Source organism: Tabrizicola thermarum, from assembly GCF_003574395.1.
GTDB classification, from domain to species: domain Bacteria; phylum Pseudomonadota; class Alphaproteobacteria; order Rhodobacterales; family Rhodobacteraceae; genus Tabrizicola; species Tabrizicola thermarum.
Map to the genome: position 1 here is coordinate 1 of NZ_QMJY01000074.1, position 26,508 is coordinate 26,508.

General features: G+C 68.1%; 29 protein-coding genes and 1 pseudogene. 12 read left to right on the plus strand and 18 right to left on the minus strand.

The window, feature by feature from the left end; all coding sequences use genetic code 11:
* Window positions 1-62: 62 nt before the first annotated feature.
* The 4 genes from D5084_RS18755 to D5084_RS10700 are packed head-to-tail and all read right to left on the minus strand — an operon-like array spanning window position 63 to window position 1,654.
* Window positions 63-377, minus strand: a complete 315-nt coding sequence (locus tag D5084_RS18755) for a DUF2190 family protein (protein ID WP_238382609.1) — start codon at window positions 375-377, stop codon at window positions 63-65.
* A gap of 1 nt (window position 378) precedes the next feature.
* Window positions 379-588 carry a phage head-tail joining protein gene (locus D5084_RS10690; protein WP_128515480.1) on the minus strand — a complete coding sequence of 70 codons (210 nt, stop codon included), beginning with the start codon at window positions 586-588 and terminating at the stop codon, window positions 379-381.
* Between the two features lie 2 nt (window positions 589-590).
* Window positions 591-914 carry a phage major capsid protein gene (locus D5084_RS10695; RefSeq protein WP_494337063.1) on the minus strand — a complete coding sequence of 108 codons (324 nt, stop codon included), beginning with the start codon at window positions 912-914 and terminating at the stop codon, window positions 591-593.
* Window positions 836-1,654: a Zn-binding domain-containing protein gene (locus D5084_RS10700; protein ID WP_354001221.1), complete on the minus strand. Its 819-nt coding sequence runs from the start codon at window positions 1,652-1,654 to the stop codon at window positions 836-838. Before D5084_RS10700 ends, D5084_RS10695 begins: the two co-directional genes overlap by 79 nt.
* Before the next feature lie 54 nt (window positions 1,655-1,708).
* On the opposite strand from D5084_RS10700, the pseudogene D5084_RS10705 reads away from it, so the two are divergent.
* Window positions 1,709-1,846, plus strand: a pseudogene (locus D5084_RS10705) (IS5/IS1182 family transposase); the annotation flags it as partial.
* A 45-nt stretch (window positions 1,847-1,891) separates the two neighbouring features.
* Here the strand turns inward: D5084_RS10705 and D5084_RS10710 are convergent.
* Complete coding sequence (locus D5084_RS10710; protein ID WP_128515482.1) at window positions 1,892-3,037, minus strand: alpha-D-ribose 1-methylphosphonate 5-triphosphate diphosphatase; 1,146 nt, start codon at window positions 3,035-3,037, stop codon at window positions 1,892-1,894.
* 103 nt (window positions 3,038-3,140) lie between these two features.
* Between D5084_RS10710 and D5084_RS10715 the strand changes: the two genes are divergently transcribed.
* Window positions 3,141-3,818 carry a DUF1045 domain-containing protein gene (locus D5084_RS10715; RefSeq protein ID WP_354001222.1) on the plus strand — a complete coding sequence of 226 codons (678 nt, stop codon included), beginning with the start codon at window positions 3,141-3,143 and terminating at the stop codon, window positions 3,816-3,818.
* On the opposite strand, the gene phnN is transcribed toward D5084_RS10715, so the two are convergent.
* The 7 genes from phnN to phnG all read right to left on the minus strand — a co-directional run bounded on the left by phnN (window position 3,800) and on the right by phnG (window position 8,908).
* The gene (gene phnN, locus D5084_RS10720; protein WP_128515484.1) at window positions 3,800-4,324 is read right to left on the minus strand and encodes a phosphonate metabolism protein/1,5-bisphosphokinase (PRPP-forming) PhnN; all 525 of its coding nucleotides are present in this window, start codon (window positions 4,322-4,324) and stop codon (window positions 3,800-3,802) included. The genes D5084_RS10715 and phnN overlap by 19 nt on opposite strands.
* Window positions 4,321-5,004 carry a phosphonate C-P lyase system protein PhnL gene (gene phnL, locus D5084_RS10725; RefSeq protein WP_128515543.1) on the minus strand — a complete coding sequence of 228 codons (684 nt, stop codon included), beginning with the start codon at window positions 5,002-5,004 and terminating at the stop codon, window positions 4,321-4,323. Before phnL ends, phnN begins: the two co-directional genes overlap by 4 nt.
* A gap of 68 nt (window positions 5,005-5,072) precedes the next feature.
* Window positions 5,073-5,852, minus strand: a complete 780-nt coding sequence (phnK, locus tag D5084_RS10730) for a phosphonate C-P lyase system protein PhnK (protein ID WP_435532676.1) — start codon at window positions 5,850-5,852, stop codon at window positions 5,073-5,075.
* A 2-nt stretch (window positions 5,853-5,854) separates the two neighbouring features.
* Complete coding sequence (locus tag D5084_RS10735; protein WP_128515486.1) at window positions 5,855-6,793, minus strand: alpha-D-ribose 1-methylphosphonate 5-phosphate C-P-lyase PhnJ; 939 nt, start codon at window positions 6,791-6,793, stop codon at window positions 5,855-5,857.
* Window positions 6,790-7,878, minus strand: a complete 1,089-nt coding sequence (locus D5084_RS10740) for a carbon-phosphorus lyase complex subunit (protein WP_128515487.1) — start codon at window positions 7,876-7,878, stop codon at window positions 6,790-6,792. Before D5084_RS10740 ends, D5084_RS10735 begins: the two co-directional genes overlap by 4 nt.
* Entirely contained in the window at window positions 7,878-8,468 is a 591-nt protein-coding gene (gene phnH / locus D5084_RS10745; protein WP_128515488.1) for a phosphonate C-P lyase system protein PhnH, read from the minus strand. The genes D5084_RS10740 and phnH overlap by 1 nt, the downstream gene beginning before the upstream one ends.
* On the minus strand, window positions 8,465-8,908 hold the full coding sequence (gene phnG / locus D5084_RS10750; protein ID WP_128515489.1) for a phosphonate C-P lyase system protein PhnG: 444 nt from the start codon (window positions 8,906-8,908) through the stop codon (window positions 8,465-8,467). The genes phnH and phnG overlap by 4 nt, the downstream gene beginning before the upstream one ends.
* Window positions 8,909-9,026: 118 nt before the next feature.
* Between phnG and phnF the strand changes: the two genes are divergently transcribed.
* A complete protein-coding gene (gene phnF, locus D5084_RS10755; protein ID WP_128515490.1) occupies window positions 9,027-9,740 on the plus strand; it encodes a phosphonate metabolism transcriptional regulator PhnF in 714 nt (237 codons plus the stop codon).
* Here phnF and D5084_RS10760 read toward each other — a convergent pair.
* The 6 genes from D5084_RS10760 to D5084_RS10785 form a co-directional block, all read right to left on the minus strand.
* Window positions 9,731-10,405: an LbetaH domain-containing protein gene (locus tag D5084_RS10760; RefSeq protein ID WP_128515491.1), complete on the minus strand. Its 675-nt coding sequence runs from the start codon at window positions 10,403-10,405 to the stop codon at window positions 9,731-9,733. The two genes, phnF and D5084_RS10760, sit on opposite strands and share 10 nt — an antisense overlap.
* 176 nt (window positions 10,406-10,581) lie before the next feature.
* On the minus strand, window positions 10,582-11,907 hold the full coding sequence (phnE, locus tag D5084_RS10765) for a phosphonate ABC transporter, permease protein PhnE (RefSeq protein WP_128515492.1): 1,326 nt from the start codon (window positions 11,905-11,907) through the stop codon (window positions 10,582-10,584).
* A 3-nt stretch (window positions 11,908-11,910) separates the two neighbouring features.
* Entirely contained in the window at window positions 11,911-12,789 is an 879-nt protein-coding gene (gene phnE, locus D5084_RS10770; RefSeq protein WP_128515493.1) for a phosphonate ABC transporter, permease protein PhnE, read from the minus strand.
* Window positions 12,790-12,849: 60 nt separating this feature from the next.
* A complete protein-coding gene (gene phnD / locus D5084_RS10775; RefSeq protein WP_128515494.1) occupies window positions 12,850-13,746 on the minus strand; it encodes a phosphonate ABC transporter substrate-binding protein in 897 nt (298 codons plus the stop codon).
* A gap of 37 nt (window positions 13,747-13,783) precedes the next feature.
* Window positions 13,784-14,602, minus strand: a complete 819-nt coding sequence (gene phnC / locus D5084_RS10780; RefSeq protein ID WP_128515495.1) for a phosphonate ABC transporter ATP-binding protein — start codon at window positions 14,600-14,602, stop codon at window positions 13,784-13,786.
* Window positions 14,603-14,693: 91 nt separating this feature from the next.
* Window positions 14,694-15,605 (minus strand): lysophospholipid acyltransferase family protein, encoded by a 912-nt coding sequence (locus D5084_RS10785; RefSeq protein WP_162302422.1) that lies wholly within the window; start codon window positions 15,603-15,605, stop codon window positions 14,694-14,696.
* A 783-nt stretch (window positions 15,606-16,388) separates the two neighbouring features.
* On the opposite strand from D5084_RS10785, the gene D5084_RS10790 reads away from it, so the two are divergent.
* The 9 genes from D5084_RS10790 to D5084_RS10835 all read left to right on the plus strand — a co-directional run bounded on the left by D5084_RS10790 (window position 16,389) and on the right by D5084_RS10835 (window position 26,498).
* Window positions 16,389-18,017: a GMC oxidoreductase gene (locus D5084_RS10790; protein WP_128515497.1), complete on the plus strand. Its 1,629-nt coding sequence runs from the start codon at window positions 16,389-16,391 to the stop codon at window positions 18,015-18,017.
* Window positions 18,014-18,778, plus strand: a complete 765-nt coding sequence (locus tag D5084_RS10795) for an SDR family oxidoreductase (RefSeq protein WP_128515498.1) — start codon at window positions 18,014-18,016, stop codon at window positions 18,776-18,778. The genes D5084_RS10790 and D5084_RS10795 overlap by 4 nt, the downstream gene beginning before the upstream one ends.
* 76 nt (window positions 18,779-18,854) lie before the next feature.
* Window positions 18,855-19,784 carry an ACP S-malonyltransferase gene (gene fabD / locus D5084_RS10800; protein ID WP_128515499.1) on the plus strand — a complete coding sequence of 310 codons (930 nt, stop codon included), beginning with the start codon at window positions 18,855-18,857 and terminating at the stop codon, window positions 19,782-19,784.
* Between the two features lie 11 nt (window positions 19,785-19,795).
* On the plus strand, window positions 19,796-20,533 hold the full coding sequence (gene fabG, locus D5084_RS10805) for a 3-oxoacyl-[acyl-carrier-protein] reductase (RefSeq protein ID WP_128515500.1): 738 nt from the start codon (window positions 19,796-19,798) through the stop codon (window positions 20,531-20,533).
* Between the two features lie 139 nt (window positions 20,534-20,672).
* Complete coding sequence (locus D5084_RS10810) at window positions 20,673-20,906, plus strand: acyl carrier protein (RefSeq protein WP_128515501.1); 234 nt, start codon at window positions 20,673-20,675, stop codon at window positions 20,904-20,906.
* A 222-nt stretch (window positions 20,907-21,128) separates the two neighbouring features.
* Window positions 21,129-22,076: an arginase family protein gene (locus tag D5084_RS10815; RefSeq protein WP_128515502.1), complete on the plus strand. Its 948-nt coding sequence runs from the start codon at window positions 21,129-21,131 to the stop codon at window positions 22,074-22,076.
* 171 nt (window positions 22,077-22,247) lie between these two features.
* Window positions 22,248-23,507: a beta-ketoacyl-ACP synthase II gene (fabF, locus tag D5084_RS10820; protein WP_128515503.1), complete on the plus strand. Its 1,260-nt coding sequence runs from the start codon at window positions 22,248-22,250 to the stop codon at window positions 23,505-23,507.
* Between the two features lie 2 nt (window positions 23,508-23,509).
* Complete coding sequence (mltG, locus tag D5084_RS10825) at window positions 23,510-24,688, plus strand: endolytic transglycosylase MltG (protein ID WP_128515504.1); 1,179 nt, start codon at window positions 23,510-23,512, stop codon at window positions 24,686-24,688.
* Between the two features lie 469 nt (window positions 24,689-25,157).
* Window positions 25,158-26,498: a DNA-packaging protein gene (locus D5084_RS10835; protein ID WP_494337064.1), complete on the plus strand. Its 1,341-nt coding sequence runs from the start codon at window positions 25,158-25,160 to the stop codon at window positions 26,496-26,498.
* The last annotated feature ends 10 nt before the right edge of the window (window positions 26,499-26,508 follow it).

The window sequence follows — 26,508 nt, forward strand, 5'->3', positions numbered from 1 at the left end:
CAGAAAAGGTTGCTCATCGGTCAGTCTCCTTGCGGAGCTTGAATCAGGCCGAGCCCACAAAATCAATGGGTCCTGACCCTAGATGCCAAGCTCAGACCAGAGATATTCAGACACAATTGGATACAGGTCAAATTCCTTGATCGAGGTTGCGCCCGATACGAGAGTGGCATCAGCTCCCTCTTTTTCAGCCTCGTCAACTTCCGCTTGATCCGTCTTTGCGGTCCAGTAGTAGTGGAGAGCTCCACCGGGTCGCCCTCGGCCGAGGAATAGGCGGCGATACCGAAGATGCTGCCCACGATCAGCGCGTCGCCAGAGGCGATGCCGCCCGCGGGCGTGGTGACGCGGACGATGTGGCCGTTCTGGAGGTAGTTCTTCATCTCAGAGCCCTTTCGAGGATTGGATGCGGACGACCGAGATGCGCTCGGTCGCCCCAGCGATCTGCCGATTGAGGTCCGCGAGCGCCGCGGCCATCTCGCCGTCGCTCGCGTAGGTGACGCGCTTGCCGTCGTATTCGACGGTTCGGACGCCCTGATAGCGCGCAGCCATCAGGGCGTCCCGCCAGGCGGTGAGCTGGGCGAGGTCGGTCATGCTCACGCCCCGGCATTCATGAACCAGCCCCGATGGTCGATGAACCCGGCCCCGAAATCGAGGATCACCCGGATCTCCACGCCGTCCACGTCCCAGCCCGAACGGCTCTCGACCTGCGGGCCTTCGGCGCCCGAGAGATAGGCGAACTCCAGTCCGTCGATCTCGCCGGGTTCGGCGGTGACATACCAGCGCGTGGCCGAGGACAGGCGCGGTTCCACCACCAGCGAGAGCGACCCCGAGAACGGGTTCACGTCGGCCGCCGTCGCGGGCGCGATGCTCGCCAGCCACTTCTCGGCCGTGGTCTCCAGCGCGGGCGGGACCAGCAGCCCGAGCGGCTCTCGACCCGCACCTGACCGGACCGGATCATCAACATCCGGCCCAATAGGTCCTGTGCGACCGTACCCGCGTGATACTCAATCCCGTCCATTTCGATGACGATCGGCAGGCCGCTGCTGCGGCCAACCGGGGTGAGCAGGAAGTCGACATGCTTGCAGGGCAAGCCCCGGAACCGCGCGTCAATCTGCACCTGCGGCTCGATCGTCCAGAGGCGCGGAGCGTCCGGTCGACCCGCGCGCAGCACGAACCCACGCCGTCCGCCGGGCAGCACCTGCGGGATCAGCGCCCCGTCTGCGTAGAAGCCGGAGAGGGGGCGCAGAAGCCGCTTCTCCAGCACGATCTCGACCAGCGCCCCCCGGATTGATGCGTCGATCCCGGTCTCAGTCTGGGTCACGCTGTCCCATTTCTGAAGGATCGCCTCCATCATCTGGCGCGCGCGATCCCGATCAGGCTCGCCTGGCCCGAACTGTGACCCATAGGGCTTGACGCCGCGGAAACACCCGTTCCGGTCCGGCTCCTGGTTGCAGGGGCAGTCCCGGAGCGCCTCCGCCGCGCGGCTGCCAACCTCGCGCATCGTGCTCGGGTGCTCCGCTATCTGGCGAAGACAGCCAGACACGCCTGGGACGGAATCGTAGAGGTAAAGGCTGCGAACGGTGGTCATCCCGTTCAGCTGCACCTGGAAAATGGTGGACCGGATATGGTCGACCTTCCCCGCGAAATGACACCGCATCCCGAAATTGATTGCTGCGACGAAGCTTTTCAGATCATCGTCATCCGCGTCCCGTATCGCCGCCGCAACAGGATCGAGATCGTGTTCGGCAGGCTGAAGGACTGGCGGCGTATCGCCACCCGCAACGACAGATGCGCCGGAACCTTCCCCTCAGCCGTCGCACGCGCCGCAGCCGTCATGGTCTGGCCATGAGGCGAGAACGAGGCCTGACCTTGGAGCGCAGGGCCAGGTCCGGCTTCAGGCCACCCGGCGGCCCCGGACCCAGACGCCCCGGACGGCGCCCGCGGTGCCGATGCGGGTGACGCGGATCAGGTCGGCCCGGGCGCCGGGGGTCAGGCGGCCGCGGTCGGTCAGGCCTGCCGCATCCGCCGGTGCCGCGGTCACCGTGCCGATGCCGCGCGCGGTGTCGCCCCAGAGATCGCCCAGCCGCAGCGCCGCCGACAACAGCGACGAGGGCACATAATCCGACGAGACGATGTCCAGAAGGCCCGCCTCGGCCAGGTCCTGAGCCGCGACATTGCCGGAATGGCTGCCGCCGCGGATCAGGTTCGGCGCCCCCATCATCACCAGGATCCCATGGTCCTGACAGGCACGGGCGGCCTCGATCGTGGTCGGAAACTCGGCGAAATGCGCGCCGTGCTCGGCCGAGCGCTGCACATGGTCGGGCTCGGTATCGTCATGGCTGGCCAGCACCGCGCCATAGCGGCGGGCGGCGGCGACGGCGGCGGCTTCGTGCGCGGCGCCGAAGCGGTCCTTCAGGTCCAGTTGCCGGGCCACATGGGCGTCCCAGTCGGCGTCCGAGATGCCGTGCTTGCCGACGTAGTATTCCTTCAGCTTGGACATGTCGCGGAACTGCCGCGCACCCGGGGTGTGGTCCATCAGGCTGACGATGCCGATGCGGTCCTCGGGGCCGAACTTGTCCAGCTCCTCGATCAGCGTTTCGGAACAGACCTCGGCGCGCAGGTGCAGGAAATGGCTGATCTTCAGCGCCTCCTGATCGCGCAGGCCCAGAATCTCGTCCGCCAGCGCCCGGGCATATTCGCCGTAATTCATCTTCGCGTTCGACACCACCGACCCCACGCGCAGCGCGTCGAAGACCGTGGTGATCCCGACCGAGGCAAGCTCGGCATCGTGGGCGATGATCGCGGCGGCGTGGGGCCAGTTCACCTTCGGGCGGGGCTCGATATGGCGTTCCAGGTTGTCGGTATGCAGCTCGATCAGGCCCGGCAGCACCAGATCGCCCTCGCAGTCCACCGCGCCCGGCGGGACCGTCGTTCCTTCGGCGATGTCGCTGATCTGCCCGTCCAGAAGCCGGACCTGACCGCGCAGGGTCTCGGTCGGCAGGACCAGCATGGCGTTTGCAAGGATCGTTTCGGTCGTCATCTCAGCTTCTCTTGTCTTGCGGCCCGGGCGCGGCTGGCGTCTGCTGACACGGGACCGTCACATGCATGTGACAGAACCCCGCTAGGCCGCGCGCATGGACCGGATGAAACGCTTTGCCGTCTACTACGCGCCCCGACCGGGCGCATTTGCCGACCGCACCGCCCGCTGGCTGGGCTGGGACCCGGTGCTTGGCCAGACCCTGCCGCAGCCGGAGCTGCCAGGCATCGCCGATCCGGCGGCGATCACTGTCGAGCCGCGCCGCTACGGTTTTCACGGCACGATCCGCGCGCCGTTCCGGCTGGCCGAGGGGCTGGACGCCGATCAGCTTCGGGACGGCGTCGCCCGCCTTGCCGCCCGTCTGGCACCCGTCTCCTGCACCGGGCTTGCGCTTGAGACCCTGCACGGCTTTCTGGCCCTGACCCCCCAGGGCTGCGAGGCAGCACTTCTGGAGCTGGGCGCCCAGGTGGTAGAGGGGACGAACCCGCTCCGCGCGCCCCTGACCGAGGCCGAGATCGCCCGCCGTCGCCCCGAGACCCTCACTTCCCGCCAGCGCGAGTTGCTGGACCGCTGGGGCTATCCCTTCGTGATGGAAGAGTTCCGCTTTCACCTGACCCTGACCGACCGGCTGCCCGCTGACCAGGTTGGCCCTGTCGCGACGGCTCTGAAAGCGCATTTCACGCCCGTGCTGCCGCAGCCCTTCGTCATCGAGGACCTTTGCCTGTTCGGCGAGGATGCGTCGGGTCGGTTCCATCTGCTGCACCGCTACGCGCTGACCGGCTGAAGCGCGGCCAGAAGGCGCGCGGTGCCGAGTTCGGGACTGTCGTCGTTGACCACGGTCTGGAAGGCGATCCCCGGCGGCATATCGAACGCTGCGCGCGACAGCCGGGCGCGGATGTCCTCGGCGGTTTCGCGGCCCCGGGCGGAAAGGCGGGCGGCCAGCACGATGTCGGGGGCGGTGACCAGAATGACGCGCAGGTCGGAGAAGATTTGCGCGGCCCGGGGCAGGGCGGCGCGGCTGCCGTTGAACAGGACCGGGCCGGGTCCCGTGACCTGATCCCGGGGGATGCCATAGGACAGGCCATGCGCCTGCCAGGTCAGCGCGAAGTCGCCCCGCGCCTCGCGGCAGGCGAAGTCGGCGGGGGTGACGCCCTCGAAGTCCTCGCCCCCCGCCTCGGTCGGGCGGGTGATGACGCGCCGGACCAGCCGCAGGTCGGGTCGTGCCAGCAGCGCGCCCCGGATCAGCGTGTCCTTGCCCGCGCCTGAAGGCCCGACGATCGCGACGATCATGCTGCGAGCCGTGGGGTGAAGCCGGTCACATCGACCAGCCGGTCGCAGACGCGCGCCCGGGCGGCCTCGTCGTGGAAGATTCCCAGGATCGCCGCCCCGCGCGCCTTGGCCTCCTCGATCAGGGTCAGCACCACCTCGCGGTTGGCGGCGTCAAGGCTGGCGGTGGGCTCGTCCAATAGAAGCGCGGGATAGGCATGGGCAAAGCCGCGGGCGATGTTGACGCGCTGCTGCTCGCCGCCGGAGAAGGTGGTGGGCGAAAGGGTCCAGAGCCGCTCGGGGATGTTGAGGCGTCTCAGCAAGTCTGCCGCGCGGTTGCGCGCCTCGTCGGCGGGCGTGCCGAGGGCGAGCAGGGGTTCCGCCACCACCTCCAGCGTGGGGACGCGGGGGACGACGCGCAGGAACTGACTGACATAGCCAAGGGTATGGCGGCGCAGCGCAATGATCTCGCGCGGAGAGGCAGTTGCCACATCGACCCCGGCGACGATCAGGCTGCCCGAGCCTGCCAGGTAATTGCCATAGACCATCCGCATCAGCGTGGACTTGCCCGCACCGGACCGGCCGACAAGGCCGACACATTCCCCGGGCGCCACGGTCAGCGCAGCACCCGCCATCACCGGGATCACCGCGCCGCCCTGGTTGTGCAGGGTAAAGCTCTTGGCCAGATCATGCACCTCGATCATCGGACGTTCCTTCATCTGTCCAGAAATATCCCGGGGGGTGCGGGGGGCTGGCCCCCCGCTGTGCCATCTCACACCTGAAGGACGGACGACACGAGAAGCTGGGTATAGGCGTGCTGCGGGTCGTCCAGCACCTGATCGGTCAGGCCCTGTTCCACCACGCGGCCCGACTTCATCACCATCAGCCGATGCGCCAGCAGGCGGACCACGGCAAGATCGTGGGTGACGATGATGACCGACAGGCCGAGGTCGCGGACAAGCCCACGCAACAGGTCCAGAAGCCGCGCCTGCACGCTGACGTCGAGGCCGCCCGTGGGTTCGTCCATGAACACGAGGCGGGGCGAGGTGACGAGGTTCCGCGCGATCTGCAACCGCTGCTGCATCCCGCCCGAGAAGGCCGAGGGCCGGTCGTCGATCCGGTCGGCGGCGATCTCCACCCGGCCCAGCCAGTCGGTGGCCTTGCCCCGGATCTCGCCATAATGCCGGGCGCCCACGGCCATCAGGCGTTCGCCCACATTGCCGCCCGCCGAAACGCCCATGCGCAACCCGTCGCGCGGGTTCTGGTGGACGTAGGCCCAGTCGGTGCGCGACAGCCGCCGCCGGTCGGTCTCGCTCATCGCCAGCACATCGCGCCCGTCATAGCTGATGCGGCCAAGGTCGGGGCGCTGATGGCCGGCAAGGCAGGACAGTAGCGTCGACTTGCCCGAGCCGCTTTCGCCGACGATGCCCAGCACCTCGCCGGGGTAGAGGTCGAAACTGACGTCGGCACATCCGATCCGGGGGCCGTAGCGTTTCGTCAGGCCCTCGACCCGCAAGAGCGGCTGATCGGTCACGGCCATGCGCTCCAGCATCGTCATCGCGCGCCCTCCGTCCCGGGCCAAATTCCTTCGAAGGAATTTGCAAAAGTCTTCGAAGACTTTTGATCCCCGCCCAGCCGTCCCGCATGACCCTTCGCCCGCCGCCCTTCGCAGAAATCGGTGTCCGAGCAGACGAACATCCGCCCGCCCTGATCGTCGGTGATGACCTCGTCCAGATAGCTGTCCTGCGCGCCGCAGAGGTCGCAGTCATGCGGGGCCTTGGAGGTCTGGAACGGATGGTCGTCAAAATCGAGGCTGACCACCTCGGTCCAGGGCGGCAGGGCATAGATCCGCTGCTCGCGCCCCGCGCCGAACAGCTGTATCGCCGGATTGCCCGAGAGCTTCGGATTGTCGAACCTGGGGATCGGCGAGGGGTCCATCACATAGCGCCCCTCGACCTTGACCGGATAGGCGTAAGAGGTCGCGATCTGGCCGTGGCGGGCGATGTCCTCATACAGCTTCACATGCATCAGCCCGTATTCCTCCAGCTCGTGCATCTTCCGCGTTTCGGTCTCGCGCGGCTCCAGAAAGCGCAGGGGTTCGGGGATCGGAACCTGATAGACGAGGATCTGGCCCGCCTTCAGCGGCGTCTCGGGGATGCGGTGGCGGGTCTGGATCACGGTCGCCTCGGTGGTGGCTTCGGTGGTGGCCACCCCGGCGGTGCGCTGGAAGAAACGGCGGATGCTGACCGCGTTCGTCGTGTCGTCCGCGCCCTGGTCGATGACCTTCAGCCGGTCCTCGGGCACAAGGCAGGCCGCCGTCACCTGCACCCCCCCCGTGCCCCAGCCGTAAGGCATCGGCATCTCGCGGCTGGCGAAGGGCACCTGATAGCCCGGCACCGCGATCCCCTTCAGGATCGCGCGGCGGATCATCCGCTTGGTCTGTTCGTCGAGATAGGCGAAGGTGTAGGCCCCGGCTTCAATATGTTCGGTCATTCCGCCGCCTCCCGCATTGCCGCCGCCTCGGCCCGCAGCCTGCGCACCAGCTCCAGCTCCGCCTGGAAGTCGACGTAGTGCGGCAGCTTGATGTGTTCGAGGAACCCGGTGGCCTGGATGTTGTCGCAGTGCATCAGGACGAATTCCTCATCCTGAGCCGGGGCGCCGGTGAAGTCCTCGCCCAGTTCCTGCCAGCGCAAGCTGCGGTCCACGAGGCTCATCGCGATGGCCTTGCGTTCCGACTGGCCCATGACAAGGCCATAGCCGCGCGTGAACTGCGGCGGCTCGGTGCGGCTGCCCTTGAACTGGTTCACCGTCTCGCATTCGGTCAGCTCGATCTCGCCGATCTCGACCGCGAAGCCCAGTTCCGGGATCTCGACCTCGACCGCAACCGTGCCGATGCGCAATTCGCCGACGAAGGCATGGGTCCGGCCATAGCCGCGCTGGGTGGAATAGGCCAGCGACAGGACAAACCCCTCATCCCCCCGGGTCAGCGCCTGCAACCGCAAGGCGCGGTCGGCGGGAAGCTCCATCGGCTCGCGCGTCAGGTCGGGGGGGGTGGCATCCGAAGGGGTGGCGGTTTCGATCAACCCGTCGCGGTTGAGGAAGCTGGTGACATGGGGGACCCGCGCGGCAGGGGCCTCGGGGGGAAGCTCGCGCGCCACAGGGGCCTCGCCCTCGGCCATCAGCGCGAAGTCCAGCAGGCGGTGCGTGTAATCGAAGGTCGGCCCCAGCACCTGCCCGCCGGGCAGGTCCTTGAAGGTCGCGCTAATGCGCCGGTCCACGGCCATCGCGCCGGTATCCACGGGGCGCGACCCGGCAAGGCGCGGCAGCGTGGTGCGGTAGGCGCGGATCAGGAACACCGCCTCGATCAGGTCGCCGCGCGCCTGCTTGATCGCCAGCGCGGCCAGATCGGGGTCGTAAAGCGAGCCCTCGGCCATCACCCGGTTGACCGCCAAAGCCATCTGCTCGCGGATCTGCGGGATGGTCAGTTCGGGCACCGCAGGATCGCCCCGGCGTTCCTCGGCCAGCCACTGGTGCGCATTGTCGATGGCGCGTTCGCCACCCTTGACGGCCACATACATCAGATCGCCTCCACGCGGGTGGACCGGGGCAGACCGGCGATGCGGTCGCCGGCGGTGAAAAGCGTGTCGAAGCCCAGCGGGAACAGCGCCCGGTTGGCGCGGAAGGCGGCCGTTTCGGGCAGGTTCAGCCAGGTCGCCGTCTCGATCCCCGGCCCGGTGAGGGCGGGCCCGTGGTTCACCAGCCGGTCGACTTCGACGATCAGCGTGGCCGAGCGGTCGGGATAATCGGGCTGGCCGATCCTGAAGCGGCTGACGGGGTGCAGCGCCTCCCAGGTGCCGACCGCAAAGTCGGCCTCCTCGGCCCGGGTCAAAGGCGCGCCGATGTGGAAGGCGACCCAGTCGCGCACCTCCGCGCAGTCGGCGCGCCCGGCCAGGTGCAGGCGCGTCGTCGGGTCGGTCAGGACGAGAAGCGCGACCCCGGCGGCGACGGACAGGGGCTCGGGCGGGCGGGCGCCCTGGACGCGGCGGATGGTGCCGGGGCGGGCCATCGCCTCGAGGATTTCGCGGAAGGCGCGGGCGGACTGGATGGGGGCTTCGGTGAAGCCGCCTTCAAGGGCATCGGCGGTGTCGGCAGGGCGGGTGGCGATCATTTGTCCTCTCCCCGGACCATGGTGAAGAAATCGACCTTGGTTGCGGCGGCCTTGGCGGCGCGGGCGGCGCGGGCGGCCTCGGCCTCGGCGGCCAGCGGCTTCAGGACCCGCATTGCAAGGTCCGCCGCCGCCCCGGTCTGCATCAGCGCATCCACCGCCGCCGCGCGCAGCGCATGGGCCCTGTCGCGGCCCTGCACCCAGGCATGGCCAACCTCGCCCGTCGCCAGCCGGATCGAGGCGCGGGTGACCGTCATCTCGCCCAGGTTGAAGGCCGCCCCGGTGCCGCCGACCCGGCCCCGGACCATCACCGCGCCGATCTCGGGCTGGCGGAGGACGTGGTGCGGCGGCAGGTCGGGGAAAAGGGCCGCGAGGCGGGCAGGCGGCGCCTTGGCCAGCGTGGCCATCCAGGACTTGCGCGCCAGAGGGGAGGCGTCGGTCATCGGCATCTCGACAGGTTGAGGGGGTTGTATAGTTTACTAGACAACTATACAAATCATACCTGATCCGCGGCGTGGGGCCAACCGGAGTGTTGTGAATTTTTCATGACGGGAGGCAGGTTTGGCAAAGCAGGCGATCTGGGCGGCGATTGCGGAAGGCCTTTCGGGGGACATCGCGGCGGGGCATTACCGCCCCGGTGATCGGCTCCCGACCGAGGCGGCGCTGGCCGCGCGCTTCGGGGTGAACCGGCACACGGTCCGGCATGCGCTGGCCGCGCTGGCCGAACGGGGGGTGGTCCATTCCCGGCAGGGCGCGGGGGTCTTCGTGGCGCAGAGGCCGACCGATTATCCCCTGGGCCGGAGGGTGCGGTTCCACCAGAACGTGCTGGCGGCGGGGCAGACGCCCTCGCGCCGGATCAGCCGGAGCGAGACGCGGGCAAGCGATGCCGAGGAGGCGCGGACGTTGCGGCTGAAGGCTGGCGACCCGGTGCTGGTTGTCGAGGGGGTGTCGCTTGCGGATGGACAGCCGATCGCGGCCTTCCGGTCGATCTTTCCGGCGGCGCGGTTCCCGGGGCTTTCCGAGGCGGTGCAGGAGACGGGGTCGATCACGCAGGCGCTCGCGGCCCTGGGGCTGACCGACTACACGCGGGCCGAGACGCGGCTGACGGCGCAGCTGGCCGACCCGGTGCTGGCGCTGGCGCTGGCGGTAAGGACGGGTGCGCCGGTGATGCGGTCGGTGGCGGTGAACGTGGACCCGAAGGGTGTGCCGGTGGAACTGGGCACGACCTGGTTCGCGGGCGAGAGGGTGACGCTGACGGTGGCCGATCAGCCCTGATACTTGTCGAGGAAGGCCTCGGCCTGCAGCGAGCGGAAGTCGGTCAGCGCAGCGCGGAGGCGGGCGTGATCCCAGTCCCACCACGACAGGGCCATCAGGCGGTCGATGGTCCGGGCATCGAAACGGGCGCGGAGCGGCCGGGCCGGGGAGCCCGCGACGATCGTGAAGGGGGCGACGTCCTTCGTGACCACAGCCCCCGAGGCGACGATCGCCCCGGCGCCGATGGTGACTTCGGGCTTGATGATGGCGCCATGGCCGATCCAGCAGTCGGGGCCGAGCGTGGTGCGCCGCGCGGCGCGGGCGGCGAAGAAGTCCGGGTCGTCCTCGACGTCGTCCCAGTAGTAGGAAGAGCGGTAGAGGAAATGGTGCTGGGCGGCGTGGGTGAAGGGGTGGTCGGTCGGACCGATCCGGGTCATCGCCGCGATGTTGGAGAAGCGGCCGACGGTGGTGTTGGCGATGTCGGCAAGGCGGTCGCAGTAGGAATAGGCTTCGAAGGTGGAATTGAGGATGCGGGCGCCTTCGCCGACCTCGGTCCAGGGCTCGAACGTGGAGTTGTGGACCTGGGCGGTGGGGTGGATCACCGCGCCGTCGGGGGACAGGCGCTGCCCACGCGTGGGCAGGGAGTCGGGGCCAGTGTTTTCAAGGGCTTCCGTGTGGGCGTTCATCTTTTCTTGACCTGTGGCGGTCTGCCGTGCCGCGGCGGTTTCCTGAATGGAGCGCCTGCGGCGCAAGGCTTTTGTCTCGTCGTCGGGCTTCGCCTCCTCCTCGGTGGATGAGGGGCGCTGCCCCTCAAACTCCCCGGAGTATTTCCGAAAAGAGCAAGGAGGGGCGGGGGCTTGACCTAGCTGCCCTTGATGAGCTTCTTCCGCAGCCAGCCAGAGAGGCTGTCCATCAGCATCACCATCAGGACGATGAGGACCATGTAATAGGCGACCTCCTCCCAGTCCTTCTGGGTGATGATCGCCTGGGTCAGAAGCAGCCCGATCCCGCCGCCGACGATGGCGCCGATCACGGTGGCGCTGCGGGTATTGGATTCAAGGTAGTAGAGGACCTGGCTGAGCAGGACCGGGGTGATCTGGGGAATGACGCCGAACCGGGCGCGTTGCAGGGAGTTGGCGCCGGTGGACTGGATGCCTTCGACCTGCTTTTCGTCGATGTTTTCCAGGGCTTCCGAGAACATCTTGCCGAAGCTGCCGCTGTCGGTCAGCGCGATGGCGATGGCGCCGGTCATCGGGCCGGGGCCGAAGGCGCGGGAGAGGACGATGGTCCAGATCAGGCCATCCACGCCGCGGACGAAGTCGAAGACGCGGCGGGCGGCAAAGCGCAGGGGGCCGAGCGGGTTGAAGTTGCGCGCGGCGAGGAACGACAGCGGCAGGGCGATGAGCGCGGCGGTCATCGTGCCGAGGAAGGCCATCAGGATCGTCTCGAAGATCGCCCAGGCCACGTCGCCATGCCGCCACATCTTGTTGGTCCAGAATTCCGACAGCATGTAGCCGAGGTTCGAGCGGCTGGGGTCGATCCGGTCGCCCGACAGGGCGAGGCGCGCAAGCTCGGCGAAGGACTTGCCGTGGAAGGGGCTGTCGAGGGTGAAGAACCACAGCTCCCAGCCGGGCTCGTACTTGAAGGTCTCGACCTTGGCGCGACTGTAGTTGAAGCGGCCCGCATCGGTGGTCACGGCGACCTTGTTGTCCGAGATGCTGATCCAGTCCGGGATCGGTTCCGGCGCGGTCACGACGGGCTTGCCGCCTTCGGGGCGGATGTCGATGGTGCCGTAGCCGGGCACGACATAGCGTGCGCCGTCGCCGTCATAGGTGACGATGTGGCCACGGCCGAGGTCGATCGTGGTCACGTCGCCGTCGATGCGCACCCAGTCGGGCAGGAGGCCCGGCGGATAGGTGCCCTTGGTCTCGCCCTCGATGGCGACGGTCACCGTGTCGGTGCGGTTGTCGCGGGTGACATGCGTCTTGTGCATCCAGAAGTCGGACAGAAGGATCGCGGCGTTGTCGAAGCGGGCGCGCTGGGCGAGCCCGGCAAGGTCGAAGCTGATCGCGGCGTAGATGAGGTAGGCCAGGATCGCCGCCGGGATGGCAAAGGCCATGCGGCGTTTGCGGGCGAAGCTGGCGGTGACGGTCTCGGCCAGCGAGGGGGCGGTTGCGGTCATCGTCATGGTCTAGTGCCCCTTCACCAGCTTGTGGCGGAAATGGTCCGACACATGGTCGATCACCACGATGGCCAGGAACAGAAGCGCGAAGATCGCCACCACCTCGTCATAGCGGCCCTGGCCCCATTGCATCGCGAGTTTCAGGTCGTGGCCGATGCCGCCCTCACCCACGAAGCCGAGGATCGCAGAGGCACGCACGTTGATCTCGAACCGCAGAAGCGCGTAGGACAGCCAGTTGGGGGCCACCTGCGGGATGACGCCCAGCCACATGCGCTGCGACCAGTTGGCGCCCACCGATTGCAGACCCTCGACGGGTTTGAGGTCGGCGTTCTCGGCGACTTCCGAGAAGAGCTTGCCAAGCGCGCCGCCGGTATGCAGCGCGATGGCGATGACGGCGGGCACCGGGCCGCCGCCGAGGATGTAGATCAGCACCAGCGCGATGACGATTTCGGGAATGGCGCGCAGGCCGTCCATCGTGCGGCGGAAGACCGGGATCAGGGCGGGCCAGCGGGCGAGGCCACGCGTGGCCAGAAGCGACAGCGACATCGCGGCCAGCGCGCCGATCAGCGTGGCGACGGCGGCGATGTTCACCGTCTCGATCAGGGCGGGGACGTGGTCCCAGAACAGACCGGGCAGGTTCGCGCGGTTGGTCCAGGCTTCGGACAGCACCTCGGAGGGGAAGTCGAAGACCTGGTGCAGGCCGTTCAGGAAGCCGCCCGCGTTGCGGTGTTCGGCAAGTTTCCAGCCCGAGGCCATGAGCGCGACGAACACGACCAGAAGAATGCCGCCATACATCCGCTTGCGGCGGACCATGTCGAGATAGGCTTCATTGCGGTTGGACAGATCGGGGCGTTGGCCCTGACCTGGTCCGAAGGCGACATCGACCATGGGATCATCCGGGTATGAAAAAGCCGGACCCCGGGGAGCGGCGGGGTCCGGCCGGGGGGCTTACATGCCTTCCTGAAGTTTCCGTGCGGCGATGACGCCGAGATAGTCCTCGTGCTTGACCGGGACGAAGTCCTTGGCCTCGCCGGCAGCGACGTTGTAGGCGCAGGTCGGATCGTCGGCCCACATCGTGTCGAGCATGGCGACCATCTTGTCCTTGACCTCCTGCGGCAGGGCGCGGCGCAGCACCATCGGGCCTTCGGGGATCAGCTTGGAACGCCAGATTTCCTTGATCGTGGACATGTCGATCAGGCCCGCATCGGCGGCCTTGCGGAAGGCGCCCGAGTTGTAGCCGTCTTCCCAGTTGCCCAGGCCGTCCGACCAGCTGACGCCCGCGTCGAAATCGCCATTGGCGACGCCGACGATGGTCTGCTCGTGCCCGCCCGACATCTTCACCTGGCCGAAATAGTCTTCCAGCTTGCCGTATTTCTCGGTCAGTTCGGCGGCGGGGATCAGATAGCCCGAAGCCGAGTTCGGGTCGGCGAAGGCGAAGACCTTGCCCTTGGCGTCGTCCATCGAGTTGATGCCCGAATCGACCTTGGCGAAGCCGATGGAATAGTAGCCGGTCGAGCCGTCCACGTTCTGCTTGGTCAGCACGACATCGACGGCTTCGGGGTTGGTCAGATAGACCTTGGCATAGGCTGACGGCCCGAGCCAGGCGAAGTCGAGCGTGCCGCCGAGGAGGCCTTGGATCACGCCGTCATAGTCGGCAGGGGTGAAGAGCTTGACCGGAACGCCGAGGAGTTCCTCGGTCTTGACGCGCAGGCATTCGGTCGAGGCCAGACGGTCCTGGGCGTTCTCGCCGCCCAGGATGCCGATGTTGAATTCCTTGATCTCTTGCGCGAAGGCCGAGGTGGCCATCAGCGAGACAAGGGCAGTTGCAGTCAGCAGCTTTTGCATGGGAGCTCCATGAAGGTTGTGGCCGTTGGGCCGGGGGTCACGACAGCATCAGGTCGGCGTAGGACCGGTCGGCTGCGGTGTCGGTGGGGATCGAGGTCGAGGTGGCGGCCTCGTTGAAGCTGTCGTCGGCGCCGTAGATCTCGCGTGCGACACTGGTGGACAGCTGGTCGGGGGTGCCGTCAAAGACGATGCGGCCGTCGCGCATGCCGATCACCCGGTCACAGTAGCGCCGCGCGGTGTCCAGCGTGTGGAGGTTGGCGATGACCATGCGCCCGTCCTCGACGTTGATCTGCCTCAGCGCGTCCATGACGATCTGGGCGTTCATCGGGTCGAGGCTGGCGATGGGTTCGTCGGCCAGGATGATCTTGGGGTCCTGCATGAGCGCCCGGGCGATGGCGACGCGCTGCTGCTGGCCGCCCGACAGCGCCTCGGCGCGTTTGGGGGCCTGTTCGGCGATGCCGAGGCGGTCGAGGATGGCAAGCGCGCGCAGGATGTCGGCGCGGGGCCAGAGGTTGAACATGGTCTGAAGGGTGGAGCGGCGGTTCAGGATGCCGTGGAGGACGTTGGAGGCCACGTCCATCCGGGGCACCAGGTTGAACTGCTGGAAGATCATCGCGCATTGCGACTGCCAGGCCCGCGCCTCGGCGCCCTTCAGCGCCAGCACGTTGCGGCCCTCGACCAGAATCTCGCCCGAGGTCGCGTCCAGAAGCCGGTTCATCATCCGCAGGAAGGTGGATTTCCCCGCGCCGGACCGGCCGATGATCCCGACAAAGGCCGGGCGGTCGATGGCAAAGCTGATGTTGTCCACGGCGGCCTTCTGGCCGAACATCCGCGTCACGCCCCGCACATCCAGCATCGGTGGTCCCTTCCCCTTGGTCTGGACGCGTCGTAGCGGGCGGATGTGACAGGCCGTAAAAGGCTGGGTGAAGGTTATGTGACGCCTCGGGCTACCATTTGACGTGGGCGGGCCAGATGTAGGTCTCGTCCGGGTCGGCCAGCGCGGGGGCAGCCAGCGCCATGCAGCGGCGGCGCAGATGGAGGGCGATCTCGTCGCGCTCGAGCAAGGCGAGATCGGCCGCCGAAATCGGGGCGCCGATGCGCAGCTCCACCGCACGGCCGATCAGGCGGCGGGTCTCGCGGAAGATCAGCGCCACGCGCAGCGGGTAGGAGCTGTGGCTGGCCAGCTGGAACAGGCGCGAGTTCTGGCCGGAGAAATGCACCGGCAGCGTCGTCACCCCGGGAAGGGTGGCCAGGCGGCCGACAAAGGGATGCCAGGGTGCATCCACCGCGCGGCCCTTCAGCGGGCGGTTGGCGGTGGCGACCCCTCCGGCCGGAAAGACCGCGACGACCTTGCCCGCCATCAGAAGCGACGCCGCCCGGCGCCGGGTCTCGGCGGTCAGCCGCCGCGCTTCGGGCGTGCCCGAGAAATCGACCGGCAGCAGGTAGGGATCGACTTCCGGCACCCGGCACAGAAGGCTGTTGGTCAGGATCTGCACATTGCCGCGCAGGTCCATCCCCAGATGGCCCAGCGCCAGCCCGTCCACCACGCCGAAGGGATGGTTGGCGACCAGAAGCACTCCGCCCGTGCGGGGCAGGCGGTCCAGATGCTGCGCGCCCTCGGTGATCCGCAGCGCGATCCGCAGCTTGCGCAGCGCGGCGGCAAAGACGGGTTCTCCGGCCCAGCGGTCGAAGTTGACCCAGTCGAGATAAAGCCGGCGCAGGTAGGGCTGGCCGGTCAGCGCCTCGACCGCGCGGATCAGACCCTGACGAAACCAGGACTGGCCGGAATGGGCATAGCTGAAATCGACGACAGGGGCAGGGGGCGGCAGGGGCGCGTCGCTCAGAAGGTCGGTGAACATTGGGTCCTCATCGCGGGATGTGAGTGCAGGGTCCGGCCGGAACGCCGGGGCGACCGTTGCTGGCCAGAGCGTTCCGGTCGCGGGTCTTGGGCGCGGTGCTGGCAGCAAGGATGGTCGGGCGCGGCGATGATCCGGGAAGGGGCCTGAACCGGCCCTGTCACGCGCCATGGCGCGGCCATCCTGTCGAGGTCGCTCACGACAGGGCGGCTCCCGTCTGCGGACCGCGCTTTGCCGGAGAGGGCACGATTCGACCGAAGGCTTGCAGGTTTTGCACGACGGGACCCGAGTGAACCGAAGATTGCGACAGGCATACCATCGCCGGATGACGCCGAGGCGGCCGTGGCGTTACAGATTCATGACCGAAGCATGGACCCCGTCCATCAGCTGTCGTCAGTCCGCTGCCGCGCGTCTGACCCGCGCGCAGGCCCGCGCGGCATCAGGACGGCAGCGGGACACCGGCATCGACTTGCCAGACCGACCGGTCGTGTCAACAAAGGGCTTGAAACCTCCGGCGTTCCGCGCAACCTGTGCCCGACCGCCGGAAGGGCGACGATCGGGAACCATGGACAACTTGGCTGGCTTTGGCGCAGGTGGCTTGCTGTGGCTTGGCTCGTTCGGGGTCGGTTCGGCCCTGAGCGTCGTCGGGGCAGGGCTGTCCGCTTGCCATGATGGCGTCACGGCGATCCGGCAGGATCCGACCGGGACGTGGCGATCCGGGCGGGGGTTCCCTGCGGTGCGGATGTCAGGGCCAGGGTCCGACGGATTTCGGGACATCCGGTCCTGATGCTGCGGTCGTGGAAACCTTCGGTCGTGGCCGGGCGCGCCGTCGATGAGCAGGCGGTCGACCGCGTCTGGGACGCGATCGTCATCGGCACGGGCATCGGCGGCGGGCTTGCCGGGCGCAGGCTGGCCGAAAGCGGGCTGTCGGTGCTGTTCGTGGAAAAGGGACCGCTGGGCTATCGCACGGAAAACCAGGAACTGCGCAGTGACGTGAATGACTACCACACCCGGCAGATGCGGGGGTTCTGGCCGACCAGGATCGAGGTGCGGCTGGATGGCGGGCGGCCGCAGCAGTTCTTTGCCCCGATCGGCAGCGGCGTCGGCGGCACCTCGGTCTTCTACGCCGCGGCGGTGGAACGGCCCGAACGCCATGACATGGAAACCGTCGGCGAGATGCAGCACCCCACCGGGGGCTGGCCGGTCGGCTATGACGCCTTTGCCCCCTATTTCGACCAGGCGGCCGAGCTGCTGTCGATCCGGGGCGAGGGCGACCCGGCCTCGGGACTGCCTGCGCCCTGTCTGGCCGCTCCGCCGCTGACCGGGGCCGAGGCGGCGCTGTTCGACGACCTGCGCAGTCTGGGTCTTCACCCCTACCGCGCGCATGAGGCCCTGCGCCGGGTGCCGGGCTGCACGGATTGTCTGGGCCGCAAATGCCCGCTGCCCTGCAAGATGGACGGGCGCTCGGCCGGGGTGGAACCGGCGATGGAGACGGGCCGGGTGATGCTGCTGGCGGATACCTCGGTCGAGGAACTGATCGAGTCCGGCGGGCGGATCACGCAGGTCAGGGTGCGCCGGGGCGGGCGCGACATGGTCCTGACCGGGCAGGTGGTGGTTCTGGCTGCGGGCGCGCTGCATTCGCCGCGCATCCTGCTGGCTTCCACCGGGACCCATGCCGAGGGCTGCGCCAATTCCAGCGGCTGGGTCGGGCGGGGGCTGATGTTCCACCTCAGCGAGATGCTGGCGCTATGGCCGCGCCGGGGTTCGCCGGCCGCAGGCGCGACGCGGTCGGTGGCGTTCCGCGACCTTTATGCGCATGAGGGCCGGCGGCTGGGGCTGGTGCAGTCGATGGGTGTCGCCGCCGATGCCGGTCAGATCGCAAGTCATCTGAAGGAGAGGATCTCCCGGACCGGGCTGCGGCGGGTGCCGGGCATCGGGCGGATGGCGACGCTGGCGGCGCGGCTGGCCGCGGTGGTCTTCGGCAAGGCGACGGTCTTCGTGGGCATCCTGGAAGACCTGCCCTATCCCGAGAACCGCGTGCTCTGCCATCCCGACGACCCGGAGATGCCCCTGATCGACTACCGTCTGAACCCCGAGCTTCTGGAGCGTCGCGCCATTTTCCGCCGTGTGATCCGCAACCGGCTTGGCCGCTGGCGCACGCTGCTGCTAGGCTTCGGCCCGGCGCTGAACTACGGCCATTCCTGCGGGACGCTGCGGTTCGGGGCTGACCCCAGGACCTCGGTGCTGGATGCCAACTGCAAGGCGCATGATCTTGACAACCTCTATGTCGCCGACGCGTCCTTCCTGCCCACGTCGATGGGGGTGAACCCCAGTCTGACGATCGCAGCCAATGCCTTGCGGGTCGCCGACGTGATCGTGGCCCGCCACCGGGCCGAAAGGCGGAAAGCCGTATGATGCAGGACAGCCCGATCAGGCCGGACGCCCCCGACGGGGTCGCCGTGGTCACCGGCGCGGGCAGCGATCTGGGCCGCGCGCTGACCGCAGCCCTTGCCCTGCGCGGGCTGGCGGTCGCGGGCATCTCGGCCACGCCCTTCGAGCCCGGGCATGAGGGCGTGATCCCCGTCCTCGCCGATGTCCGCGACCCGGTGGCCGTGACGGAGGCCTTCAACAGGATCCGCGAGATCCTGGGCGCTCCGACAATCCTGATAAACGGCGCCGAGACCTATCCGCACCGCGACATCCTCGAGGAAACGCCGTCCAGTTTCATGGACACGGTGCAACTGAACCTGGGCGGGGCGTTCAACTGCTGCCACGCCGTCCTGCCCGAAATGGTGGCGCGGGGGCAGGGCCGCATCATCAACATCGTGACCTTCGCCGATGTGATGCCCGCACCCCTGGCGGCGGGCTATTCGGTGTCGAAAGGCGCGCTGCGCATCCTGACCCGCGCGCTGGTGGCCGATCTGGGCGACCGATTCCCCGGCATCGTCATCACCGACTGGGTCCCCGGCACCCACACCCCGCGCAAGGGCATCCCGGATGGCGTCGATCCGCGTGTCGCCGCCGAATGGGGCGCGAACCTTGCGCTGATCCGCGACCGCGCGATCAATGGCCTTGTGTTCCTGCAGGACCGCGAGCATCTGCCGCCCCGGTCGCTGCGCGGGCGCGTCAAGGACCGCGTTCTGGGCCGTGGCCGGGTGCGGGTCCGGCTGCGCTGACCTTCGGCCCGGAATGTGGGGGTGATTGCATGACCCGCCCTGCCGCGCTATCCCCGACAAAACGCATGGGGGATACATGAGCCGCGCATTCGTCTTTCCGGGGCAGGGCGCCCAGACCATCGGCATGGGCAAGGCGCTCGCCGAGGCCTATCCGGCCGCCAGGGCCGTCTTCGACGAGGTCGATGCCGCGCTGGGCGAGAAACTCTCTGCGCTGATCTGGGAGGGCGACATCGCCGAGCTGACCCTGACGCAGAACGCCCAGCCGGCCCTGATGGCCACCTCGATCGCCGCGCTCCGGGCGCTGGAGGCCGAGGGCTTCGGCCTCGATCAGGCCAGCTTCGTCGCCGGGCATTCCTTAGGCGAATATTCCGCCCTCTGCGCCGCCGGTTCGCTGACCCTGTCCGACACCGCCCGCCTTCTGCGCATCCGCGGCCGCGCGATGCAGGAGGCCGTGCCCGTGGGCGTGGGCGCGATGGCCGCGCTTCTGGGCCTGGACTTCGAAACCGCGACCGCCGTTGCGCAAGAGGCCGCCCAGGGCGAGGTCTGCCAGGCCGCCAACGACAACGACCCCGCGCAGGTCGTCGTGTCAGGCCACAAGGGCGCCGTCGAACGCGCGGTCGAGATCGCCAGGGCCAGGGGCGCGAAACGCGCGCTGCTGCTCCCCGTCTCCGCCCCCTTCCACTGCGCCCTGATGCAGCCCGCCGCCCGGGTGATGACCGAGGCGCTGGCCGCCGTCCCGATCCTGAAGCCCGCCGTCCCGGTGGTGGTCAACGTCCGCGCCGAAGCGGTGATGGAGCCCGACCGGATCAAGGATCTGCTCATCGCCCAGGTCACCGGCTCGGTCCGCTGGCGCGAATCCGTCCTCTGGATGGAAAAGGCGGGTGTCACCGAGTTCTGGGAGATCGGCGCCGGCAAGGCGCTGTCGGGCATGATCAAGCGCATCGCCCAGGGTGCCGCCACGCGCGCCATCGGCACGCCCGAAGACATTGCCGCCCTGAAGGGCTGAAAGGACATCCCATGTTTGACTTGACCGGCAAATCTGCCCTTGTCACCGGCGCAAGCGGCGGGATCGGCGCCGAGATCGCCCGCACGCTGCACGCCGCCGGGGCCACCGTCGGCCTTTCGGGCACCCGCGTCGAACCGCTGGAGGCGCTGGCGGCCGATCTGGGCTCCCGCGCCCATGTCCTGCCCTGCAACCTGTCGAACCCCGAAGAGGTCGAGGGCCTGGTGAAACGCGCGGCCGAGGCGATGGGGGCGGTGGATATCCTTGTCAACAACGCAGGCATCACCCGCGACGGGCTGGCCATGCGGATGTCGGACGAGGACTGGCAAGCGGTGATCGACGTGAACCTGACCGCACCCTTCCGCCTCTGCCGCGCGGCGATCCGGGGCATGATGAAGGCGCGCTGGGGGCGGATCGTCAACATCTCCTCGGTCGTGGGGCGCGCGGGCAATGCGGGACAGGCGAACTATGCCGCCTCGAAAGGCGGCCTCGTCGCCATGTCCAAGTCGCTGGCCGAGGAAGTCGCCAGCCGCGGCATCACGGTGAACTGCGTGGCGCCCGGCTTCATCGAAACCGCGATGACCGAAAAGCTGAACGACCAGCAGCGCGCCACGATTCTCGCCTCGGTGCCCGCAGGCCGGATGGGCACGCCGCAGGAAATCGCCGCTGCCGTGCTGTATCTCGCCTCGATGGAAGCGGCCTATGTGACCGGCGCCACGTTGCATGTGAACGGCGGGATGGACATGGTCTGACACGCGCCCCGCGCAAGTCGGGTTAAAGCGTTTGCCATGCGCGCCGACCCTTGCTATAGGCGCGCAGGATTGAGGCCCGGGAAGCCGGGAAGAACGGTAAAGGCCGGGAGTGAGCCCGCGCCAAGATAGAGGAACGGACATGAGCGACATCGCTGATCGCGTGAAGAAGATCGTCGTCGAGCATCTGGGCGTCGAAGCCGACAAGGTGACGGAATCGGCCTCGTTCATCGACGACCTGGGTGCGGATTCGCTCGACACGGTCGAGCTGGTCATGGCTTTCGAGGAAGAATTCGGGATCGAGATCCCCGATGACGCCGCCGAGACCATCCAGACCTTCGGCGACGCGGTGAAGTTCATCTCGGAAGCCGCCTAAGGCGCTTTCGTCCGGTTTCGGACCGCAGGGCACCCTTCGGGGTGCCTTTTGCGTTCAGGGTCGGGCAGCGCGGTGCAAATCTTTTCGAAAAGATTTGCAAAATCCTTCGAAGGATTTTGGCCCGGCCGCGCCGTATCGGCGAAGGTGCGCCGCTGCGCCCGTCTATGGCCTTGCCAGCCTGTCAGCCGACCCGCAGATTGAGGTCGGGATGAGGAGGCGCGCATGACCGGCAACAGCGCACTTGGCACCATGTTCGGCGCGTCCGGCGTCGAAACCTTCATGGGCATCCCGCGCACCCGCGACCTGTCGCGGATGACCGCCGGGATGGCGCTGATCGGGGCGGACGGCTGCACGCCTTACCCCTCGGTCGGTTTCTACTGTGCGGGCGGCCCGGCGGCGATCCGGGCGGCGGGGGCGGCTTATGCGGCGAACCTCGGGCACATGAATTTCGATCTGGGCGGGCCGGTCTTTCCCGGTGGCGTCTCTGCCGTGGATGCGGGCGACCTGCCGCAGGACATCGCGGACCCGGCGGGAAACCGGGCGCGGATCTTCGGGGCGGTCAGCCAGGTGCTGGACCGGGGCGGGGTGCCGATGCTGATCGGTGGCGACGACAGCCTGCCGATCCCGATGATCGAGGCTTATGGCGCGCGGGGGCGGGGCTGCACGATCCTCCAGATCGACGCGCATATCGACTGGCGCGACGAGGTGCAGGGCGAACGGCTGGGCCTGTCCTCGACCATGCGGCGGGCGTCAGAGATGGAGCATGTCGAGGCGATCATCCAGGTCGGCCAGCGCGGCATCGGCTCGGCCCGGGTGCAGGATGTGGCGGATGCAGAGGCCTGGGGGGTGGGCCTTGTTCCCGCCGGAGAAGTCGCGCGTTACGGGATCGTCCGGGCGCTGGACCTGATCTCGGACGGGGCCGAGGTGATCGTCTGCCTCGACCTCGATGCGCTTGACCCTTCCGTGATGCCTGCCGTGATCGGGCGGACGGCGGGAGGGCTTGGCTACTGGCAGGTGCTGGAGCTGATCGCGGGCGTGGCAGAAAAGGCGCGGATCGTGGGGTTCGACATGGTGGAGTTCATGCCCGACCGCGATATCGACGGGCAGGGTGCGGCGGTGGCGGCGCAGCTTCTGGCCGCCGTCATGGGCATCGTGGCGCGGCAGGGGTAAGAGTTAACCGATCCTGAACGCCCACAGGCAAGCCTTTGATTTCGCTGCATCCCAAAAAGGCGCCGCGCGCGGCGCGCCCCTCGCCCCGCCGATCCGCCCGCCCCAAGGTTGCGCGGGGCAGGGGGGCCGTGTATCACCCGGGGCAAAGCCTGATCCGTGAGGGAGAAGAGAATGCGGCGTGTCGTCGTCACCGGTCTTGGAATGGTCACCCCTCTGGCCTGCGGGGTGGAAGAGACCTGGAGCCGCCTTCTGGCCGGTCAGTCCGGGGCCGGGACGATCACCAGGTTCGATACCTCGAACGTCGTCACCCAATATGCCTGCGAGATCCCGAAGGGCGACGGCAGCGACGGCACCTTCAACCCCGACGACTGGATGGAGCCGAAGGAACAGCGCAAGGTCGACGACTTCATCATCTACGGGATGGCGGCGGCCGTGCAGGCGGTGCGGGATGCGGGATGGGAGAACCCGTCCGAAGAGGAAAAGCTGCGCACCGGAGTGATGATCGGCTCGGGCATCGGCGGGCTGAGCTCGATCGCCGAGACGGCGCTTCTCATCAAGGAGAAGGGCCCGAAGCGGGTCTCGCCCTTCTTCATTCCGGGCGCTCTCATCAATCTGGCGTCGGGGCAGGTCTCGATCCGGTTCGGCTTCAAGGGGCCGAACCATGCGGTGGTGACGGCCTGCTCGACCGGCGCCCATGCCATCGGCGATGCGGCGCGGCTGATCCAGTGGGGCGATGCCGACGTGATGATCGCGGGCGGGACGGAAAGCCCGATCAGCGAGATCGGGATCGCCGGGTTCAACGCCTGCAAGGCCCTGTCGACGAAGCGGGCTGATGAGCCGGAAAAGGCCTCCCGTCCCTATGACGCCGACCGCGACGGCTTCGTGATGGGCGAAGGCGCCGGCGTGGTGGTGCTGGAGGAGCTGGAACACGCCAGGGCCCGCGGCGCGAAGATCTATGCCGAGGTGCTGGGCTATGGCCTGTCGGGCGATGCCTACCACATCACCGCGCCCAGCGAGGACGGCGATGGCGGGTTCCGGTCCATGTCGGCGGCGCTGAAGCGGGCGGGGCTCGCGCCCTCGGCCATCGACTACATCAACGCGCATGGCACCTCGACCATGGCCGACACGATCGAACTGGGCGCGGTGGAGCGGCTGTTGGGCGACCACGCGCCGAACGCGACCATGTCTTCGACCAAGTCGTCGATCGGGCATCTGCTGGGGGCGGCGGGCGCGGTGGAGGCGATCTTCTGCGTGCTGGCGTTGCGGGATCAGGTCGCTCCGCCGACGATCAACCTGGACAACCCGGCCGTCCAGCCGAAGCTGGATCTGGCGCCCAACAGGGCGGTGAAGCGCAGGATCGACGTGGCGCTGTCCAACAGCTTCGGCTTCGGCGGGACGAACGCAAGCCTTGTCCTGGGCAAGGTGCGCTAGGGATGTGGCGGTCCATCGCCTCGAACGCGCTGACGCTGTTCATCGTGATCCTTGTCGCGGTGGCGGCGCTGGTGGCCTGGGGGCGGAACGAGTTTGTCGCGCCCGGACCGCTTGCCGCGCCGATCTGTCTGGAAGTCGAGCGCGGGGCGAGTCTGTCAGCGGTCAGCCGGAACCTGGAGGAGCGCGGCGTCATCACCGATGCGCGCATCTTCCGCATCGGGGCGGAATATGCCGATCTGGCGGATGACCTGAAATTCGGCAGCTATACGGTTCCGGCCCAGGCCAGCATGTCGCAGGTGCTGGAGGCGATCACCGCGACCGGACGGTCCACCTGCGGGCGCGACTTGAATTTCCGCATCGGCGTCACGACGGCCGAAGTGGTGCTGAGCGAGCTGGACCTGACGACGAATTCCTATGCCGAGGTCGTGCGCTTTGTTCCCGGTGCCGATCCCCTGCCGCCGGAGTATCTGGAGGTCTCGGACGACCCGGCGCTGGTCTTCCGCATCACGGTGGCCGAGGGCGTGACCAGCTGGCAGATCGTCGATGCGCTGAAAAAGGCGGATTTCCTGCGCGGCTCTTTGGAAACCGTGCCGCCGGAGGGCTCGCTGGCGCCGGGCGGATACGAAGTCGAACGCGGGACGGAGCGTGCCTCGATCATCGCAAAGATGACCGAGAAGCAGGCGGCGATCCTGGCCGAGGCCTGGGCCAACCGGGCCGAGGGCCTGCCCTATGACACACCGGAAGAGGCGCTGATCATGGCCTCGATCATCGAGAAGGAGACCGGGGTGCCCGAGGAGCGCGGCAGGGTGGCCAGCGTCTTCATCAACCGCTTGCGGAAGGGGATGCGGTTGCAGACCGACCCGGCGGTGATCTACGGCATCACCAAGGGCGAGGGCGTGCTGGGGCGCGGTTTGCGCCAAAGCGAACTGCGCCGCGAGACGCCCTACAACACCTATGTCATCTCTGGCCTGCCCCCGACCCCGATCGCCAATCCCGGTGTCGAGGCGATCAAGGCGGCGGTCAATCCCGACAAGACCGACTATCTGTTCTTCGTGGCCGATGGCACCGGGGGACATGCCTTTGCCGCAACCCTGGAAGAGCACAACCGCAACGTGGCCGCCTGGCGCAAGATCGAAGCGGCGCAGGGAGCGGCGGAAGAAGGCGGCGTGCAGGGCGAGTGAAGGTTAACCGAAGGTTAAGCCTGCGCCCTTCAAGCCATTGATAATAAAGTATTTATCTTGACTTTCCGCGCGGTCTGATGTAGACATCGTGGCATGCTGGAAGAAGTGTCGAAGCGGCCCGGGGTGGCTCCCCGCAGGCCGCTTTTCCATTTCCTTCGTGCGGGGGCAGCATGAGGGGTGAACGGATCTGGAATGACAGTGAGGTTTTCGGGGGAAGGCCCCACGCCTGAAGAGGTGCTGGCGGCCACGGAAAAGTTTTACGGCCTTGCGGTGATGGAGCTGGAGCGCACCATCGAAGCCCTGCGGGCCGGGGAATTCGCAGAAGTCAGGGCAGCGCAGACAGCGATCCGCGATCTTCGCGCGACCGCCGTCCAGGTGCTGGAGGAAAGGGGCAAAGTTGACAAACTCCGCAAGCAGATTGCCGGCCACGTCGGAGCCGGGGGGGCACTCGACCTTGACAGTGCCCGAGCTGAAATCGGGCGCCGCCTGGCTTGCCTCCGCAACGCCGGAGGAGGTGGATGAGTTTCTGGGTGGCCTGAGCCAGAACGCGCTGCTGGCGCTGCCCTGGGTGTTCGAGTTCTGGGCGCTGCCGCATCAGTTGCCGCCACGGGGGGCCTGGAAGACCTGGGTCATCATGGGCGGGCGCGGCGCGGGCAAGACGCGGGCCGGGTCGGAATGGGTGCGCGCGCAGGTCGAGGGTGCAGGGCCGGGCGACCCGGGCAAGTGCAAGCGGGTGGCGCTGGTGGGTGAGACGATCGACCAGGTGCGCGACGTGATGGTGCTGGGGGAAAGCGGGATCGTCGCCTGCTCTCCGCCCGACCGCAAGCCGGAGTGGCAGGCGTCGAAGAACCAGCTTCTGTGGCCGAACGGGGCGGTGGCGCAGGTGTTCTCGGCGCATGAGCCCGAGGCGCTGCGGGGGCCGCAGTTCGATGCGGCCTGGGCGGATGAGCTGGGCAAGTGGAAGAAGGGGGCGGAGGCCTGGGATCAGCTGCAGTTCGCGCTGCGGCTGGGGCGGAACCCGCAGCAGGTGGTGACGACGACGCCGCGCAATGTGGCGGTGCTGAAGGCGATCCTGAAGAACCCCTCGACAGTCATCACCCATGCGCCGACCGAGGCGAACCGGGCCTATCTGGCGGAAAGTTTCCTTGCGGAGGTGCAGGCGCGCTATGGCGGGACGAAGTTCGGCCGGCAGGAGCTGGAGGGCGTGCTGATCGAGGAGGCGGACGGGGCGCTGTGGACGCACCAGATGCTGGAGGCGGCGCGGGTGGACGAGGTGCCGGTGTTCAACCGGGTTGTGGTGGCGGTGGACCCTCCGGTCACGTCGATGAAGTCGAGCGACGAGTGCGGGATCATCGTGGTCGGCGCCGATACGCGGGGCGAGCCGAAGGACTGGCGCGCGGTGGTGCTGGAGGATGCCTCGGTCAAGGGCGCGACGCCGGAGGGCTGGGCGCGGGCGGCGCTGGCGGCGATGGAGCGGCACGGGGCGGACCGGCTGGTGGCCGAGGTGAACCAGGGCGGCGATCTGGTGGAGCAGATGGTGCGGATGATCGACCCGCTGGTGCCGTTCCGGGCGGTCCATGCGACACGGGCGAAATGGCTGCGCGCCGAGCCGGTGGCGGCCTTGTACGAGCAGGGCCGGGTTCGCCATGTCCGAGGCCTGGGCGCGCTGGAAGAGCAGATGGGCAATATGACGGCGGTGGGCTGGCAGGGGGCGGGGTCGCCGGACCGGCTGGACGCGCTGGTCTGGGCGCTGACGGACCTGATGCTGATGCCGTTGCACGGCGGCCGACCCAGCGTTCGGTCGCTTTAGCGGATCCAGA